Here is an 18,219-nt window from a genome sequence, read left to right as displayed (position 1 = left end):
AAGTCGTGGTCTCTTTAATCTTCTTTAGAGTAGATTGCTTTTTATACTGAAATAATTTAGACTGATAATTCTGAAAAATAATTTTTGACATTTTTGTAAATGTAATTGAATAATGAAAATGTGTGAGTTACAATAGCAAAAAGGAAAGCGCTTTCCCAAAATATATGAGGAGTGTGAATGATGGGAAATATTCGTTGGGGAATCGTGAGTGCTGCCAATATAGCCTTCGATGAATTTTTACCAGCCATAAGCCGTTCAAACCGTGCAGAGTTAATAGCCGTAGCATCGAAAAGCTTAGAAAAGGCTAAGCGATTCAATTCGTCCTATATTTATGAAAAGTATGAACATCTTATTGAAGATTCATCTATTGACGCAGTCTATATCCCTTTACCTAACTCTCTTCATGCAGAATGGGCGGTGAAGGCCATGAAAAAGGGAAAACATGTTCTTCTTGAAAAACCAGCAGCTTTAACGGAAGCCGATATGCACGCTGTTAAAACAGCAGCCCGAGAAAATGATGTTGTCTTCATGGGAGCCTTCATGTATCAGTTTCATTGTCAGCATAAACGAGTTAAGGAATTACTTGAATCCGACAAGATCGGGGAATACAACCATGTTAAAGCGCATTTTTCCTGGATGCTTGAAGACTCTGGGGATATTCGTTTGAAACCGGAACTAGGGGGAGGGGCCATGAGAGATGTCGGATGTTACGGCTTGCATGCAGTTACGCAAATCGTTGGCTTTAAACCTGTTCAAATCACAATGAGCGGCAAAATGAATCAAGGCAATGGTGTTGACATGACATCGACCTGTTTATTGTTGGATGCTCAGAAAAGGACTGCTGAAGTTACAGCTTCATTGGAACTTCCATTTATTAATCGTTATGAAATCTTTGGCCCTAAAGGATGCATTACAGTCGATTCTGCATTTCGACCCGACGTATCGAATGATGAACACGGAAAAATAACTTTAAAAGATGATAATGGTAATGTAATCCTTTTTGAGAGATATAAAGATGATCAATATTTAAATCAGATTGAACATTTCCATGACTGTATTTTAGAAGGGAAGAACCCTGATTATAATGTCGATCATTCGCTTCAAATGGCCCGTTATCTTGAAAAAAGTTACCAATCATTGAACAGAGAGTCCGTGTTGACGGAAGTTAACTAAAAGGAGAAAAAATAATATGTCAAAAAAAATTCGAGCAGCTGTACTTGGACTTGGAAGACTTGGCTATTGGCATGCAGTGAATGTAGTTACAAGAATTAGAAACGCGGAACTTGCGGCAATATGTGATGTCGATATGGAGACGGCAAAGCGTGTTGCAACTGAATTGGACGTGCCATTTTTCACGACCGACCCAGAGGATATCCTTAAAGACGATACTATCGGAGTAATGATCATAGCTTCTCCTACAAGCACACATTTTGATTTGTTGAAAAAAGCGTCAGAAGCAGGCAAGTCCATATTTGTCGAAAAACCACTTACGATAGATTTAAGTGAAGCAAATGAAATTAAAAGAATAATAGAAAATAACAATACCATTTGCCAGGTGGGATTCATGCGCAGGTTCGATCCCGCTTATGTTGCAGCGAAAAATAGGATCAATGCCGGTGATATCGGTGATCCGATTTACTTCCGCGGTATTTCCCGTGATCCACATTCACCCCATGAAGCGTTTATCCAACATAGCGGCGGTATGTTTGTCGATGTATCCATTCATGATTTTGATATTGCCCGGTACTTAATGAATTCCGAAGTGACTTCAGTTCATGCTCATGGAAGAATCCTAAAATACCCGTTCATGGAAAAATACCAAGATATTGATCAATCTCTTACCTATTTGGAGTTTTCATCTGGGGCTGCAGGAGATGCAGAGGCAAGTCGTAATGCCCATTATGGCTACGATATCCGTGGAGAGGTCATTGGGACGGAGGGGTCGATCTTTATAGGGAATCTTCGAAATCATGATATACAGATTTTAACGAAATCGGGTAACCTGCATGATATCTTACCCGATTTTCCAACTCGTTTTACCGATGCCTACCATTTGGAACTCGCGAGTTTTTTCCAGGTAGTTGAGGATAGAGGAATACCAAGTGTAACAGTGGACGATGGCATAAAGGCACTTGAAATAGCATTTGCAGCACGTGAATCCTATCAAACGGGAAAAAAGGTTGAGCTTAATTCATTATCTCTGTGGTGATAATTCAGAAAATACGAAATATTCAATAAATATATCGAAAAGTAAATATAAAAAAATTATACTTTAGTTAGGAAAGCGCTTTCTTTGATGGTAAATGACGAAAAGAGGTTGCCCATGATTAATCATTCAGGAAATCTCCTTGAAATGAAAGGGATTAAAAAAAGTTTTGGTCAAAACCATGTTTTAAAAGGAATTGATTTAGATGTAATGGCAGGTGAAGTTCATGTATTACTAGGGGAAAATGGTGCAGGCAAATCCACACTCATAAAAATTTTAACGGGAGCATACGAAAAAGATTCCGGAGAAATTTTTTGGGAAGGTAATTCTGTCCAACTTGATACACCTCTTGATGCTATGAATCTAGGGATTGCGACTATTTATCAAGAATTGAATGTCATTCCTGAATTAAAGGTATATGAAAATATATTCCTCGGAAGGGAATTGAAGCGTGGCGGAAAATTCTCTTTACTTAATCAAAAGGAAATGCGTCAGGAAGCAAAACGCTGTTTGAAAATGCTTGGTCAAAGCCCTGAACTTGCAGATAAGCAATTGGGGGAGCTAGGAATCGGGCAGCAACAACTTGTGGAAATTGCGAAAGCGCTTACCCTAGATGTGAAATTAATCATTATGGACGAGCCCACGTCCAGCCTTAGCGGAACGGAAGTGGAGCAGTTATATCGATGTGTAGAACAACTTACTCAAAAGGGCATAGCGATTTTATTCATTTCCCATCGGTTGGATGAGATCAGGCAAATGGGTGATAGGCTTACCATCCTTCGAGACGGATTTAAAATTGAAACGCTGCCGGTCAAGACAACGGAAACCGATCATTGGATCGAATTGATGGTCGGCCGGGCGCTGGATGAAAAATATCCTAAGCAATCGTTTACGCTTGGCAGTGAAGGGTTCAAGGTCGAAAACATAGTAGTGGCCGGAACCAAAGAACCTGTAAGCTTTTCAATCCGACACGGTGAGATCGTCGGAATCTCCGGACTCGTCGGAGCTGGACGGACAGAATTGGCAAGAGCCATTTTCAGTGCAGATGACAGGGGAAAAGGTAAGGTCTACATACATGGGGAGGAGGTTCGGATCAAATCACCCAGGGATGCAATTGATGCAGGCATTGCTTTTATTACGGAGGATAGGAAAAGCGAAGGTCTCTTATTGGATCAGCCGCTTGATTTCAATATTGCCATGGCAAATATGAATAAATTCACGAATAAATTCAGACTCATTGATTTGAAAGGTCTGCGTGAAGAAGCAAACAATTATATTAGGGAATTGAAGGTGCGTCCAAATAATATTGATCTTCATGCCAGAAATCTAAGCGGGGGAAATCAGCAAAAAGTCGTTATTGCCAAGTGGTTATGCACACAGGCAAAGGTTTATATCTTTGATGAACCTACAAGAGGGATTGATGTTGGTGCAAAGGTTGAAGTTTATCGCTTAATGAATCAGTTGGTTGAAGGCGGTGCCATTGTACTGATGATTTCTTCGGACCTCCCGGAAATCCTTGGTATATGTGATAGGGTCTTAGTGATGAGTGAGGGGAAAATGACCGCTGACCTGGAGATAGGAGAAGCCTCTCAAGAACGGATCATGAAAGCGGCAACAGGGGGATGAAATTATGAATGAAGCAGTCATGCAAAAACCAGAGAATGATTTACCAAAACAAAGTAGAACCATTAAGACTTACGTAAGTAAGTTCGGGCCATTAATCGGTCTTATCCTTTTAACGACGGTACTGACATTCTTGTCGGACAAGTTCATGACATTGAACAATATCATGAATATAGCCCGTCAGTCCTCCATAAATGCCATACTTGCAATCGGTATGCTTCTTCCGATTTTAACAGCCGGCATCGATTTATCTGTAGGTTCCATTCTTGCGGTCTCCATCATGGTTATGGGAATCGTTTCAGTCACGATGGGATTCAGTCCGATCTTGGGCCTGCTTGCCTGCCTGGTCGTAGGAGCTGGGTTCGGTTTACTCAATGGTCTGCTATTAACGAAATTACGTTTGCCGCATCCGTTCATTTCGACACTGGGGACGATGAACATTGCACGTGGAATCGCGTTGATCATCACGGCTGCAGCCCCGATTGCCGGTTTTCCATATTTGATCCAATTTTTGGGGCGTGAATTTGTAGGTCCCATTCCGGTTAGCTTCCTGTTAGTAATAGTAGTATATATCATCTTTCATATATTCCTGACAAGGACCCAGACAGGGCGTTATATATATGCGATCGGTGGTAATAAAGAAGCGGCCCGTCTCTCGGGTATCAATGTTGATCGTGTATTGATCATTGTATATACGATCAGTGGTTTAATGGCAGGTCTTGCAGGGCTTGTAATGGTCGGACGCGTCAATTCCGCTTTCCCTCTCGCAGGTCAATCATATGAACTTGATGCAATAGCGGCAGTCATCATTGGAGGAGCAAGCTTCATGGGAGGTGTCGGAACTGTTTGGGGTACATTGATAGGTGCAATGATCATAGCTGTGCTCCGAAATGGATTAAACCTCCTGAATGTTCCTGCCGATTTCCAAATGGCAGTAATCGGTTTCGTCATCATCGCAGCCGTGTTTGTAGACGTACTCCGACAACGCAAAGGAAAAAAAAGGTGATCAATCGTTAATTCATTTCAAATATGAAACTTGGAGGTAACAGGATGAATGGGAAACTAAAATGGTTTGGAGCGGCATTAGTGATATCGTGTATGGCGTTAGTGACTGGCTGCGGTGATGGGGATAAAAAAGCGGGCGGCAGTGAAGAGGAAAGTGTCGCAGTCGTTTTAAAAACCTTATCAAGCCCTTATTGGAAATATGTTGAGGCAGGAGCGAAAGCTGCTGGTAAGGACCTTGGAGTTACGGTATCAGTGGTAGGTCCTTCTGCGGAGTCGGAAGTGATCCAGCAGGTTAATATGCTTGAGGATCAAATAAACCAGTCACCTGGCGCCATCGTCGTCGCACCTTCGCAACCGGATACGGTCGTTCCGGTGTTAGAAACCGCAGCGCAGAATGTACCTGTGATACTTATAGATTCAGATGCTGATTTTGAAGGGAAAACGACTTTTATCGGTACAGAAAACAGAACTGCAGGTCTGGAAGGCGGGAAATTGTTGGCTTCTACGCTTCAGAAGGGAGATGAAGTGGTCTTAATTTCGGGAGCACTTGGCAATCCGGCTACGGATGCGCGGATAAAAGGTGCAAAAGAAGCTCTTGAAGAGGCAGGTCTGGAAGTTGTTGCAGAACAACCTGGTGATAGTGATAAAACGAAAGCGATGTCAGTAATGGAAAATATTCTGCAAAAAAATGGAGATGTTAAGGGAGTTTTTGCAGCAAATGATGATATGGCATTGGGGGTTTTACGCGCCGTTGAAGCTAAAGGACTGGATATTAAAGTCATTGGCACTGATGGAACCGAAGAAGCGGTTGAATCCATTTTGGAAGGAAAACTAACTGGCACCATAGCCCAGAGTCCATATAACATGGGTTATCAAGGTGTTGAAAATGCCTTGAAAGCTATAAATGGGGATAAGGTCGATAAGCGGTTAGATAGCGGAATTGACATCATAACAATAAAAAATGCGGAAGAAAAATTGGAATTCTTAAAGAGTATTTCAAAATAAGGAAATCTATAGTACCTGTAAAATTCCTTCATGCTAAAATAAAGTAAAGGATAATTTGGAGGAGTTTTGAAAACACATGAAGCAGCCTACGATTTACGATGTAGCAGAAAAAGCCGGCGTTTCAATTGCCACGGTATCGAAGGTGGTCAATAATACTGGCCGAATTAGCGATAAAACGAGAAGTAAGGTAACGGAAATCATGCAAGAACTTGAATATCACCCAAGCGCCGTTGCAGCTGCGCTGACAGGTAAGAGAACATTCACTATCGGAGTGCTTGTCCCTGATATTTCAAATCCCTTTTTTGCTGAGGTTGCCAGGGCATTGGAAAACCATGCTCGTGAAATCGGGTATGCCATTATTTTATGCAGTACGGATTATCAACTGGAAAGGGAACATGACTATTTAGAGCTTCTTATTAAAAAACAGGTGGATGGAATCATAATCGCCACTGAACCGAAGGATCGAAAGATTTTCAAGAAGCTTCAAAGCAGGAATATTCCACTTTTGATGTTTTCGGTGGACCACCCCTCTTTCGTCGAAACCAATGTTGTCACCACGGATGATGTTCGGGGCGGATATCTTGCCGGACGGTATTTATTGGCTAATGGGCATCGGCATGTTGCAGTGATTGCCGAATTAAACAGGGCGAGCGGTTGCTTGCGTTTAGAGGGATTTAAACAGTCATTGCTCGATGAGGGGATCAGTTTAAATGAAGAACATATAATTCACTCTAAATCGAAAATTGAAGAAGCAAGAAAGGCCGCCAAGGAAATTTTGCGGTTAGAAGATAGACCCACTGCTATATTCGCTGCAACCGATTTAATAGCAGCAATTTTCATGAATGAAGCCAGAAAGGAAAATGTATTCATTCCGAATGAAATATCGGTTATTGGCTTTGATAATACCATACATGCAGAATTAGCTGATCCAGGTTTAACGACAATAGCTCAGCCAATTGATGAGTTGGCATGTTACGCAATTAACCAGCTGTTGATGTCGATTGAGCAACCGAACAGGTCTGGACATAGAATCATGCTTGCACCATTACTTATAGAACGTAATTCAGTAAGAGACTTAAACAAAATATAAAAAGTATATAGAAATAAATATTCCACCGGTTATGACCCAGTGGATTTGCATTTAAAGTTAAGCGCTTAATCAGGAGGAGAGTCAATGACACTGACAGTTGGAATTATTGGTGCTGGACGCATTGGTAGATTACATGTAGATAATTTGAAGGGACTTCAGGAAATCCGGATTAAAGGCGTTTCTGATGTTGCAGCCAAACATCTAGAACCATGGGCGATGGAGAAACGAATCGAAGTGTTCACAACAGATTACCATGAATTGCTGAATGATCCTGAGATTCAAGCGGTATTCATATGTTCGCCTACTAATACACATGCAGCAATCATTAAAGAAGCGGCAGAAGCCGGAAAGCATATTTTCTGTGAAAAGCCTGTCAGCTTCTCGGTCGAAGAAACGGAAGAAGCACTCAATGCAGTAAAAAGGGCGGGCGTAAAGCTTCAAGTGGGTTTTAATCGTCGCTTTGATCCAAGTTTTCGAAAGGTTAGTAAACTTGTTCAAGAAGGTGAAATCGGATTACCACATATCCTGCGAATCACTTCCCGTGATCCTCAACCGCCAAGTGCGGATTACATTAAGGATTCAGGCGGTTTATTCATGGATATGACCATCCATGACTTTGATATGGCCCGGTACGTAATGGGAAGTGAAGTTGTCGAGGTATTCGCATATGGAGCTGTACTTGTGGATTCAGCCATCGGTGAAGCAGGCGATATTGACACCGCGGTCATTACGATGAAATTTGCAAATGGCGCACTTGGTGTCATCGATAACAGTCGTCGTGCAGTCTATGGATATGATCAGCGCCTTGAGATATTCGGGGATAAGGGCTCTGCACAAGTTAATAACAACAGGGCAACAACTGTTGAAATCTCTACAAATGATCACGTGAAGAAAGAAAAGCCGCTTCACTTTTTCCTTGAACGGTATTCCCAGGCATATATGGATGAAGTGACGGAGTTTGCCTCGGCATGCCTAGAGAACCATGAGGTGAGTTGTATTGGATTTGACGGTTTACAAGCTGAGCGGATTGCTAGGGCCGCGAAACGGTCGCTAGAAACAAGGATGCCAGTAAGTTTAAAGCAGGCTGAACAACCTGGAACACATGTTATTCGCTGAAAGTGAAATCAGCATTATTATCACCTATTGAAGATCAAGGACAGTTCCATCTAGAACAATTAAATGAGAGAAGGGGATACAATTCGGTAGTGTTCTTACTAACCGCATAAGGAGTAAATGATATGAAATTTTCAATATGCAGCTGGATTTTTGGAGATATGCCTATAGATAAGATCATGCGATTCGTGTCAGGAACAGGATATAATGCAATAGAAATACGGGCAGCCGTGAACGACTTTGACTGGAAAGACATTTTACATCTGTCCAAAGAATTGTCCTTGGAAATTGGAGGGTTGACAGGCGATTCAGCCTGGCCCAATCAAGCACATGACTTGGCTAATGCCCATATTGAAAATCGTCGCAAAGCCATAGACTATTTTAAAAGGCAGATGGAGGCAGTGAAGGCGGTAGAGGGGAAATATCTTGTTGTGTGTCCTTCCGCTGTAGGAAAGACTTCACCAATGGGATTAAATGGTGATGACTGGAAATGGGCAGTTGATTCAGTTCAGGAATTAGTGGGAAAGGCATGTGAATTAAATATCACACTTGTGATTGAACCATTGAATAGGTACGAAAGTTGCCTTGTGAACAGTGGGGAAGATGCCTTGCGATTCGTACAGGAAGTGGGAAGTCCAAAGGTAAGGATGCTATTGGATTCATATCATATGAATATTGAAGAAGTAGATTTGGAAACCCCATTCCTGAAAACAAAAGAATATCTTGAAATCGTCCATGTAGCGGATAGCAATAGACAAGCCCTGGGTAGGGGGCATATTGATTTTGGAAAAATCACATCCGGTATTAACCAATCTGGATTCAATGGACATATTGTAGTGGAATGCATGGCACCGGGCGCTGATCCTTTTCAAGCAAGTAAAGGTTATCCCGCAATCGATTTAATTTATACCTATGCAGAAGAATCCTTACTCTATTTAAAAGAGCTTTCCATGGATCGAAGGTAAAGTCATTACAGGAAGTAGATTTTGTTTTTTTGGATAAGGACTAATGATGGTTTAAATTTCTAAGTCCGATGGACGAATGGATAATCCTAAAACGGAACATTGACGAGCTTCCGCATTCTAAGAAATCAGGCAAATAGAATATCAAAAAAAGGGATCTGGTTTAGATCCTTTTTTTATTTGAAATATCTTCAAGATAACCCCAAATTCAAAATAATCGTAAAACGCACCTAGGGAAAAAGGATTATTTTTTTTCTGGTCGAATATATAATGAAGACGTTTTCAATATAAGGGGGAGATTGTAATGATGGATACACCATTGATCATGACTCAAATCATTGAGAGAGCTGAAAAATATTTTCCGAAGAAAGAGGTAGTTTCGCGTACGGATGGTGGAATTCACACTTTTACATATGCTGAGATTGCTGAGCGTACAAGAAGGCTGACTAGTAACCTTGAAAAATTCGGTATTAAAACAGGTGACCGTATTGGAACGCTCGCTTGGAACCATCATCGTCATTTAGAAGCTTATTTTGCGATTCCTTGTCATGGTGCTGTCCTACATACAATTAATATGCGCCTGTCCCCTCAACATGTTTCTTATATCGTCAATAGTGCGGAAGATCGATTATTACTGATAGATCCGGATGTCATCCCCCTGTTGGAAGCGATTAAAGATGAGTTAACGACGGTGGAAGGATATATCATAATGACGGATAAAGATGAGCTGCCTGAAACGACCCTTTCACCTATTTATCATTATGAAAAACTATTAGCCGAAGGGAATCCGAAACAGCCATTCATTCAAGCCTTGGATGAAAATGCTCCTGCCGGCATATGTTATACTTCCGCCACGACCGGGAATCCAAAAGGGGTGGTTTATTCACATCGCGGAATTTTGTTGCATGCGATTGCACTGGGGCTTGCCGATTCTACAGCTTTAAGTGAACGTGATGTGGCCCTTCCTGTAGTGCCTATGTTTCATGTAAATGCTTGGGGCATGCCTTTTGCCAGTGTTTGGTTTGGCACTAAGATGGTTTTGCCGGGACCTTATTTCACCCCAAAGATTTTGGCTGAACTTATAGAAACGGAGAAGGTCACAATTGCAGCAGGGGTTCCGACGATATGGATGGGATTATTGAAGGAGCTAGAAGAAGGCAGCCATGATACGAGCAGCATTCGCGCTGTTTTATGCGGAGGGTCGGCTGCCCCGAAAAGCATGATTAAAACATTTGAACAAAAGTATGGGATACCATTCCTGCATGCCTATGGAATGACTGAAACAAGCCCGCTCGTTTTTGTTTCCAAACCAAAAAGCTATCAGGAAGACCTCCCTGAAGAAGAACTTTATGAGTTGAAGGCTAAGCAGGGCCTTGTCTCGCCAATGATTGAAATTAAAGTGATCGGTCAGGAAGGCGAAGTAAAGCCTGATGGAAAGGAAATGGGCGAATTACTAATCAGGGGTCCTTGGATAGCGAATGAATATTTTAAGGATGAGCGGTCAGGGGATACGTTTAAAGATGGCTGGCTGTATACCGGGGATGTAGTCACGATTGATGAAGAAGGATTCGTGAAAATCGTCGACCGGACTAAAGACTTGATTAAAAGCGGGGGTGAGTGGATTTCTTCCGTAGATATAGAGAATGCGTTAATGGCCCATGAAGGAATATTTGAGGCGGCAGTGATTGCAGTGCCTCACGAAAAATGGCAGGAACGACCGATTGCCTGTGTTGTTTTGAAGGACGCATACAAGGGACAAGTGTCTCAAGAAGACATCATCGAATTTTTAAAGCCGCAGTTTGCAAAATGGTGGCTGCCGGATGAAGTGGTCTTTTTGGATGATATTCCGAAAACGGGTGTTGGGAAGTTTTTGAAAAGGGCTTTGCGTGATCAGCTTCAGGATAAATATATCAAGAAATAGTATGTTTGTTTAATTGTAACTTTTCGCCCTATTCTGATAACGGATGAAAAATATATAATAGAGTTATAGAAGGAAAGAGGAGGAAATAAATTGAGTATTGAATCGACATCACCTGCAGGCACTGTTTTAGTCACATATTCGGACCGGACGGCTACTGTTGCAATGAACCGTCCTGAGGCCATGAATTCTTTAAATCCACAAATGCTGCATGACTTTATTTATGCACTTAAGGAAGTAAGTGAGAATGAAGAAGTGGACGTCGTCGTTTTAAAAGGAAATGGGAAAGCATTTTCCGCTGGCGGGGATATTAAGATGATGCTCTCGCCTGGCGAAGAAAACGCTTTCGATGTCCTGATGGATGGAATCAGTGAATTGGTCACCACTTTATATTTCATGCCTAAACTGACCATCAGTGCCATTCATGGTGCAGCTGCAGGGCTTGGATTGAGTATAGCTCTTGCAACCGACCATCTTATTGCAGATTCGGATAGTAAAATTGCAATGAATTTTATCGGAATTGGATTAATTCCTGATGGCGGCGGACACTTTTTCCTTGAGCGTCGTCTTGGTGAAGTAGGTGCAAAAGAGTTGATCTGGGAAGGTAAAGTGCTGACAGCGCTCGAAGCTAAAGAAAAGGGCCTCATTCATGAAGTGGCAGACGGAACCTTGGAACATGCGGTAGAGAAGAAAGTGAAAGCGTGGCTGCAAAGCCCGGTTCAAGCCATGATAAAAACGAAAAAGATCCTTAGTGAAAAAAATCGCCCACTATTAATTAAAATGCTTGAGATTGAAAAAGCCGCTCAAATGAAAATGCGTCAAACAGCGGATCACCAAGAGGGAATAAAAGCTTTCGTGGAAAAAAGAAAACCGAACTTCATCGGAAAATGAATGAGAAAGGCCGTCACTTTATTGTGACGGCTTTTCTCTATCTAGTTTGAAAATGATTGCGCTCCCATTATTAATCAGCGGTGAAAAAGTAATAGTGCACCTGAAGGTGATGTACAGCGATGTGTTTGATCTTGATAGTTTTTTTCATTCAATAGATTTTGTCCCAATTCTTTTGCTTGTTCATCATTCTCGGCTGTAAATGATTCATCCAATAGTTTTTCCCCTGACGGTTCAAAAACGGTTAATTTGTATATTCTGTTCACTTTTAAAACTCCCTTTTCAATATATTACTGTCTAAAGATAGGTACTTTTATAAAAATTTTATCATTATCTGTTAATTTTGACTATTATTATGTGAGAGAAATGTATTAACACTGAGAATATTGAAGAGTAACTGAATATCTTCAATAATGATGGAAAATAACTATACCGAACAAACTTTATAGTTTTTTTCCTTTAGAATGAGAATAAAACCTATTTATACTAGAGGAATTCTCTCTTTAATGAAAATTCATAAATGATATAATAATCTTGAGGGATAGTGTATGGATCGAAGGGAGTTTTTTTGAATGACAGTAAGAATCGTTAATAATATCACGGAATTGATAGGAGATACACCTGTTGTCAGAATTAATCATTTAACAGCGGAGGGCGACGCGGAAGTATTTGTGAAACTTGAATATTTCAATCCGAGCCGCAGCGTAAAAGATCGGGCTGCCTTCAACTTAATTAGGCAGGCTGAATTGGATGGAATCATTCAATCAGGGGCCACGATCATAGAGCCAACATCGGGAAATACAGGAATTGGGCTTGCAATGAATGCCGCGGCAAAGGGTTATCGGGCCATTATGGTCATGCCGGATAATATGTCAAAAGAAAGAATCAATATATTAAAGGCATACGGAGCGGAAGTTGTCCTCACTCCTGCATCAGAGCGGATGCCTGGAGCCATTCGTAAAGCTGAGGAGCTCGCCGCGGAGATTCCCAATAGCTTTATTCCGCAGCAATTTGAAAACCAAGCAAACCCTGATATTCACAGAGTGACGACTGCAGTCGAGATTCTAGATCAGATGGATGGAAACCTGGATGTGTTTGTTGCTACTGCTGGAACGGGAGGAACGATAACCGGTACAGGTGAAGCATTAAAAGAACAGCTGCCGGATTTAAGGGTTGTCGTTGTCGAGCCTAAGGGTTCTCCTGTTCTTTCGGGCGGAAAGCCTGGCCCTCATAAATTAGTGGGTACGAGCCCAGGTTTTATCCCAAGCATTTTAAATACAGAGGTATTTGATGAAATCGTTCAAGCGGCTGATGAAGATGCCATTTCTACCATGAAGGATATGGCTTCGAAGGAAGGTATATTGATTGGACCTTCAGGCGGTGCTTCTGTCTGGACTGCCCTGCAGGAAGCTCGGCGTCTTGGAAGTGGAAAACGAGTATTATGCATTGCACCGGATAATGGCGAACGCTATTTAAGTATGGATATTTTTAATTAATGAAAAAGACCGAATGCCGTGCATGGAACAATGTTCACGCCATTCGGTCTTTTTCCTGTTGAATTTGCCCATACTGGATTCCATGATGACGTATTAAAATAATAATGAATGGGAAAGTATGTTCTATTCATGGTAAAATTAAATGTGAAATGTTTATAGAAATCGAGGTGATACTTTTGAGCGGTGTAAAGTTCATTCATGCGGCGGATCTCCATTTGGATAGTCCCTTCTCAGGGTTGAAGGATTTGCCTTCAACTATATTAAAGGAATTGAGGGAAAGCCCGTTTAAAGCGTTTCAAAATATCATTAATGAAGCAATTTCCCATCAGGTTGACTTTATCGTGTTATCGGGGGATCTGTTTGATGGGGAAAATCGGAGTCTCCGGACACAGGTCCGCTTTCGAAGGGAAATGGAAAAACTTCAGCGACATCAGATCCCTGCCTATATCATCCATGGTAATCATGATCATCTCAGCGGCTCATGGATTACTGTGGAGCTACCGGATAATGTCCACGTATTTTCAGGGCAAACCGAAGTGAAACTGTTTGAAAAAATCGGTGGGACGACTGTCCACCTGTATGGATTCAGTTATCCACGCCGTCATGTAAGGGAGAGAATGATTGAAACCTACATAAAAGCCGAAGGGGCTGATTATCATATTGGTCTGCTTCATGGGAATTTGGAAGGCAATTCCGAACATAGCCCATACGCCCCTTTTTCATTGAAGGAACTAGCTGCTAAAGACTTTGATTACTGGGCATTAGGCCATATCCATAAGCATCAGGTGGTTTCAGAAGATCCGCTAGTGATTTACCCAGGAAACATTCAAGGCAGGAACAGAAAGGAGTCTGGCGTTAAAGGGTGTCTGCTCGTCGAATTTGACGGGGACACGAAGCGCCATACCTTTATTGAAACCTCGGAAGTGATATGGGAAAGTGAAACAATTGAAATATCCGCGGATGGTGGATTTGATGCCCTGTTCAAGCAATGCAAGGAAGTGATTGAAAAGAAGAGTTTCGATGGGAGAAACTTTCTTTTGGAAATGAAGCTGGATGTTGGGGACGCAGCAGACGCTTTTGGGGAATATCTTGGGGAATTGACCCGGATTTTGCAGGAAGAGGAGCAGGGTGAATCGTTTGTATGGGTGTATAAAATAAAAGTCATCCAGTCCATGCCAATGTTTAGGTCCAATGAAAGGATATCGCCATTTATGGCTGAGGTATCGATGCTTGCCTCTGAATTTGATGATACGGAGGCTGCTCTGGCCCCGCTTTATAATCATCCGGGTGCAAGAAGGTTTCTTGATTCAATTGAGCTGGAAGAGCAGAGGGAGCTTTTGGAAGAAGCGGAAAGATGGCTTTTGCATGTGTTTGAACCGAATAAATGAGTGTAGGGAGGAGGAACGGCTTTGATTATTAAAGACCTCCATGTTTATGGTTACGGCAAACTGGAAAATCAGCGTTTTCCTGAATTGGAACAGCTGCAGATTTTCTTTGGGGAAAATGAATCAGGCAAGTCAACCATTATGTCCTTCATTCATAGTATGCTTTTTGGTTTTCCAACAAAGGTTCAAAATGAACCGCGTTACGAGCCTAAAATGCATGCCAAATATGGGGGAAGGCTTAGTCTCATAACAAAAAAAGATGGGGAAGTCATTATTGAACGAGTGAAGGGAAAAGCTACTGGAGATGTGAAATTGACCTTCGAAGATGGAAGGGTTGGCGGCGAGGAAGAACTGAATGAGATTCTCCACGGCGTGGATAAAAACTATTACCAATCCATTTTTTCTTTCGACCTTCAAGGTCTGCAGGGTTTACATACACTAAGTGAAGGGACCATGAGTAAATATCTTCTTTCCGCTGGGTTGATTGGAAATGATAAACTTCTTGAAGCAGAAACGAAATTGCAAAAAGAGCTGGATTTAAGGTTCAAGCCATCAGGCCAAAAACCTCAGCTTAATGTGAGAATAAAAGAACTTAAGGAATTGCAGAAAAAAGTAAAAGCTTCAGAAGAAGAACAGCAGTCGTATACGTCATTACTTCAGGAAGAGGCAAAGCTTAAGGAGGACCTTTCTGAAATCACGGAAGATATTCAAGAGATTGAAAAAACACTTGTTAACATGAATACTTTTTTGCGAATTAAACCCTTGGTTGAAGAACAGGGGAAACTTGAAACTGGAATTGGTAAAATCAAGGATGTGAGTTTTCCTGTTGATGGTTTAAAAAGGCTTGAACAGTTACAGGCAGTTGGAATGCCCATGAAAGCCCAACTGGCCGCATTGACGGATAAATTGGCCAAACTTGAGGGGAATCTCACGGAAATCGAAATCAATCCGTTCATCAAGGAAAATAAAGAGCAGATTGAACATGCGATCGATCAAGGTGCATTGCTGGAGAAGCTCGAGCTGGATATAAGAAAAGCGGAACATGAAAGGCTGATGGAAGAAAAGAATATCGAAAAGGTGAAACAGGAATTATTCTTGGATGTTTCTGATGATGAAATAAGAAAACTTGATATCAGTACATTCATGAAGGAAAAGGTCAAAAGGGCGGAGCGGGAAAAGCATCGACTTCAAAATGATAAAAAACAGCTTGATGAGAAATATGGACTTCAAAAGGGAAGTCTGGAAACGTCAGAAGCCCGCTTGAAGGAGATAAAGGTCCAGATAATGCCAGAAGAAAAAAGAAAAGAACTGGAAGCCTTATACACCAAGCAGCATAACACCGAATTTGAAGCAGCCAAAAGCCATATTCTTGATGAACAAATACTTGAAGTTGAAAAGCAATTGGCATTACAGAGGAAGAAGGCAGCGCATCACCGCAAACGTGCACGTATAATGAATGGCAGTTTGATGGTCCTTCTATGTGTAGGTGCGATCGGAAGTTATTTCAGTGAACAGATTTTGCTGGGAATTATACTTCTGGCCATGGCTGTTCTGTTTGCGGTTTCCAGGTCTCTCTTCAAAGGAGATGATATATTGTCCGGGTATATCCGGCAATTGGATGAGCTGAAAAGGAAAAGGGCTACAATTGGGAGTGAAACCAATAGAGGGAGTGAAGGAGAGTCGATGGGACAGTTGCTTGAACTGGACCAACGACTTCAAAGGCGGCTTGAAAGTGAAAGGTTCAAATATGAAGAAAGGGAGGAAGCGTTTGAATCGACCATACAGGAATATGCCGCATGGGAAGCTGGCAGGGACCGATTGGATAAAGAGGTGAGAGGCATTTTAAGCGGTTGGGGCCTGTCTTATCCCGGAGCTGATTTCAATCTTGAATCTGTATTTGAACTGCTTGAGAAATGGAAGGAAGCCGTTGACAGGAAATATGAAACGATCAAGAGATACCAATTTCTATATGCTGAGTTTGAAGGTAAATCGAAGGCTTTATTCCATTTTGCACACAGCATTGATTTTGAACCATCCACATGGCGGGAAGCGATTGGGCTTTTGAAACGGGAAATGAATAAGACGGTTGAATTCTCCGTTCAACTAGCACAATGGATGCAGGAACATAGTCGTTTGACGAACGAAATCGAGCAGCTGACGATGGAAAAGGATTATCTTGATGCGGAAATGGAACAGCTATTTAAGTTAGCGAAGGTCAGGGATGAGGAAGAGTTCAGACATGACGCTGCCTTGTCCGAAAAGAAAGTCACTTTACAAAAACAACTTGATTTGATTACCATTCAAATTGGGCAATCCGGAATGCAGCCAGAACAAATCCAAACATACTTAAAACAAGGGATCACCACATATACATTTGAAAACTTGGAACGGAAACGGAAGGATTCTGTAAAGGTGAAATCACTTTTATTAGAGAAGCAGTCGGATGCGAAGCATAGGATAAAACAGCTTGAAGCTTCAGGGATTCATGATGACTTACTTCATCGTTTTTATGAAGAGAAAGCTGCTTTTAACGAAGAAGCAAAGGAATGGACGAAATTGGCAATAGCCAAAAGCCTATTGAATAAGACTTTGGACCGATATAAAAGGGAACGCCTTCCGAAGGTCATCGCTGATGCCGAGCGGCATTTTGCCTTTTTAACGAATGGGAGCTATCGGAAAATCATCCTTGATCAGTCGGGAGAAGGAATTTGGGTACAGCGCAGTGATGGCTTGAGTTTCAGGGTTGAAGAGGTCAGCCGCGGGACAGCAGAGCAAATATATGTTTCCCTAAGGCTTGCACTTGCTGATCATACTTTTGAAAATGATTCATTCCCTCTCATCATTGATGATAGTTTCGTCAATTTTGATGCGGAAAGGACAAAACGGATGCTTGAGTTATTGAAAAAAGTATCGGAAAAGCGGCAAATTTTCTTTTTTACTTGTCATCGATATGCAATGGAACATTTTACCGAAAATCAAGTAATTCGTCTACCCACTCCCGTATTGCGCCAAAATATGAATGATTTGATCATCCCCGAAATATAATGGGATTTATACCATAAAAAAAGAGAGTGAAGTCATTGAATATGAATGAGTTTGTAAGCCACCATGATTTTTCTTTAGAGTTAATCATCGAAAAGGAGTTTTCTGATAAACGATGTGTTGGGGGAAAATATTCTGCCAAAGGACATACCATCACTTTATATAGTAGAGATATCGAAATTCAGTGTGAACGCTCCCTAGGCTCTCTTGAAAGGCTTGAAGAATATACATGGGTGATTCTCACACATGAGATGGGCCACGCGCTAGACCCCGATCTTGCTGTACTGAGTGAGGAGCTATACAGTACAGAAAAATCAGAAATCCTTTATCAAATAGAGGTCAATGCCTGGAACATCGCAGAAGGTTTAGTCCCTTTTATCGATCAGGATTTATTTACCTTCATTAGAGATGAATCCCTGGCACATTGTACAAATCGCCTGCTGGTCGGATAAAAGGCTCTCCAAATGGAGGGCTTTTTTATTTTCC

15 protein-coding genes are annotated in these 18,219 nt (G+C 41.6%); 14 read left to right on the top strand and 1 reads right to left on the bottom strand.

What is annotated here, in order from left to right; genetic code table 11:
• Positions 1-180: 180 nt before the first annotated feature.
• The 10 genes from QUF86_RS26560 to QUF86_RS26515 all read left to right on the top strand — a co-directional run bounded on the left by QUF86_RS26560 (position 181) and on the right by QUF86_RS26515 (position 11,813).
• Complete coding sequence (locus tag QUF86_RS26560; protein WP_289336146.1) at positions 181-1,173, top strand: Gfo/Idh/MocA family protein; 993 nt, start codon at positions 181-183, stop codon at positions 1,171-1,173.
• Between the two features lie 16 nt (positions 1,174-1,189).
• A complete protein-coding gene (locus QUF86_RS26555) occupies positions 1,190-2,209 on the top strand; it encodes a Gfo/Idh/MocA family oxidoreductase (protein ID WP_289336145.1) in 1,020 nt (339 codons plus the stop codon).
• A gap of 114 nt (positions 2,210-2,323) precedes the next feature.
• Positions 2,324-3,832: a sugar ABC transporter ATP-binding protein gene (locus QUF86_RS26550; protein WP_289317560.1), complete on the top strand. Its 1,509-nt coding sequence runs from the start codon at positions 2,324-2,326 to the stop codon at positions 3,830-3,832.
• Between the two features lie 19 nt (positions 3,833-3,851).
• The gene (locus tag QUF86_RS26545; RefSeq protein ID WP_421157025.1) at positions 3,852-4,835 is read left to right on the top strand and encodes an ABC transporter permease; all 984 of its coding nucleotides are present in this window, start codon (positions 3,852-3,854) and stop codon (positions 4,833-4,835) included.
• A 44-nt stretch (positions 4,836-4,879) separates the two neighbouring features.
• A complete protein-coding gene (locus tag QUF86_RS26540) occupies positions 4,880-5,839 on the top strand; it encodes a sugar ABC transporter substrate-binding protein (RefSeq protein ID WP_289336144.1) in 960 nt (319 codons plus the stop codon).
• A gap of 76 nt (positions 5,840-5,915) precedes the next feature.
• Positions 5,916-6,929, top strand: a complete 1,014-nt coding sequence (locus QUF86_RS26535; RefSeq protein WP_289336143.1) for a LacI family DNA-binding transcriptional regulator — start codon at positions 5,916-5,918, stop codon at positions 6,927-6,929.
• A gap of 84 nt (positions 6,930-7,013) precedes the next feature.
• Positions 7,014-8,045: an inositol 2-dehydrogenase gene (gene iolG / locus QUF86_RS26530; protein WP_289336142.1), complete on the top strand. Its 1,032-nt coding sequence runs from the start codon at positions 7,014-7,016 to the stop codon at positions 8,043-8,045.
• Positions 8,046-8,167: 122 nt separating this feature from the next.
• Complete coding sequence (locus QUF86_RS26525) at positions 8,168-9,007, top strand: sugar phosphate isomerase/epimerase family protein (protein ID WP_289336141.1); 840 nt, start codon at positions 8,168-8,170, stop codon at positions 9,005-9,007.
• 301 nt (positions 9,008-9,308) lie between these two features.
• Positions 9,309-10,925, top strand: a complete 1,617-nt coding sequence (locus QUF86_RS26520; RefSeq protein WP_289336140.1) for a long-chain fatty acid--CoA ligase — start codon at positions 9,309-9,311, stop codon at positions 10,923-10,925.
• 96 nt (positions 10,926-11,021) lie between these two features.
• Entirely contained in the window at positions 11,022-11,813 is a 792-nt protein-coding gene (locus QUF86_RS26515; protein ID WP_421157026.1) for an enoyl-CoA hydratase, read from the top strand.
• Between the two features lie 74 nt (positions 11,814-11,887).
• Here the strand turns inward: QUF86_RS26515 and QUF86_RS26510 are convergent, their stop codons facing one another.
• Positions 11,888-12,076, bottom strand: coding sequence for a YhzD family protein (locus tag QUF86_RS26510; protein ID WP_289317553.1), 189 nt, complete (start codon positions 12,074-12,076; stop codon positions 11,888-11,890).
• A gap of 306 nt (positions 12,077-12,382) precedes the next feature.
• On the opposite strand from QUF86_RS26510, the gene cysK reads away from it, so the two are divergent.
• The 4 genes from cysK to QUF86_RS26490 all read left to right on the top strand — a co-directional run bounded on the left by cysK (position 12,383) and on the right by QUF86_RS26490 (position 18,185).
• The gene (gene cysK / locus QUF86_RS26505; protein ID WP_289336139.1) at positions 12,383-13,306 is read left to right on the top strand and encodes a cysteine synthase A; all 924 of its coding nucleotides are present in this window, start codon (positions 12,383-12,385) and stop codon (positions 13,304-13,306) included.
• A 176-nt stretch (positions 13,307-13,482) separates the two neighbouring features.
• Positions 13,483-14,694 carry a metallophosphoesterase family protein gene (locus QUF86_RS26500; RefSeq protein ID WP_289336138.1) on the top strand — a complete coding sequence of 404 codons (1,212 nt, stop codon included), beginning with the start codon at positions 13,483-13,485 and terminating at the stop codon, positions 14,692-14,694.
• Between the two features lie 21 nt (positions 14,695-14,715).
• Complete coding sequence (locus QUF86_RS26495) at positions 14,716-17,736, top strand: ATP-binding protein (protein ID WP_289336137.1); 3,021 nt, start codon at positions 14,716-14,718, stop codon at positions 17,734-17,736.
• 41 nt (positions 17,737-17,777) lie between these two features.
• The gene (locus tag QUF86_RS26490; RefSeq protein ID WP_289336136.1) at positions 17,778-18,185 is read left to right on the top strand and encodes a hypothetical protein; all 408 of its coding nucleotides are present in this window, start codon (positions 17,778-17,780) and stop codon (positions 18,183-18,185) included.
• The last annotated feature ends 34 nt before the right edge of the window (positions 18,186-18,219 follow it).

This window comes from Peribacillus sp. NJ11 (assembly GCF_030348405.1).
Taxonomy (GTDB): Bacteria; Bacillota; Bacilli; order Bacillales; family DSM-1321; genus Peribacillus.
Note: the sequence above shows the minus strand (reverse complement) of the source record. Positions and strands in the feature narration are given on the sequence as shown.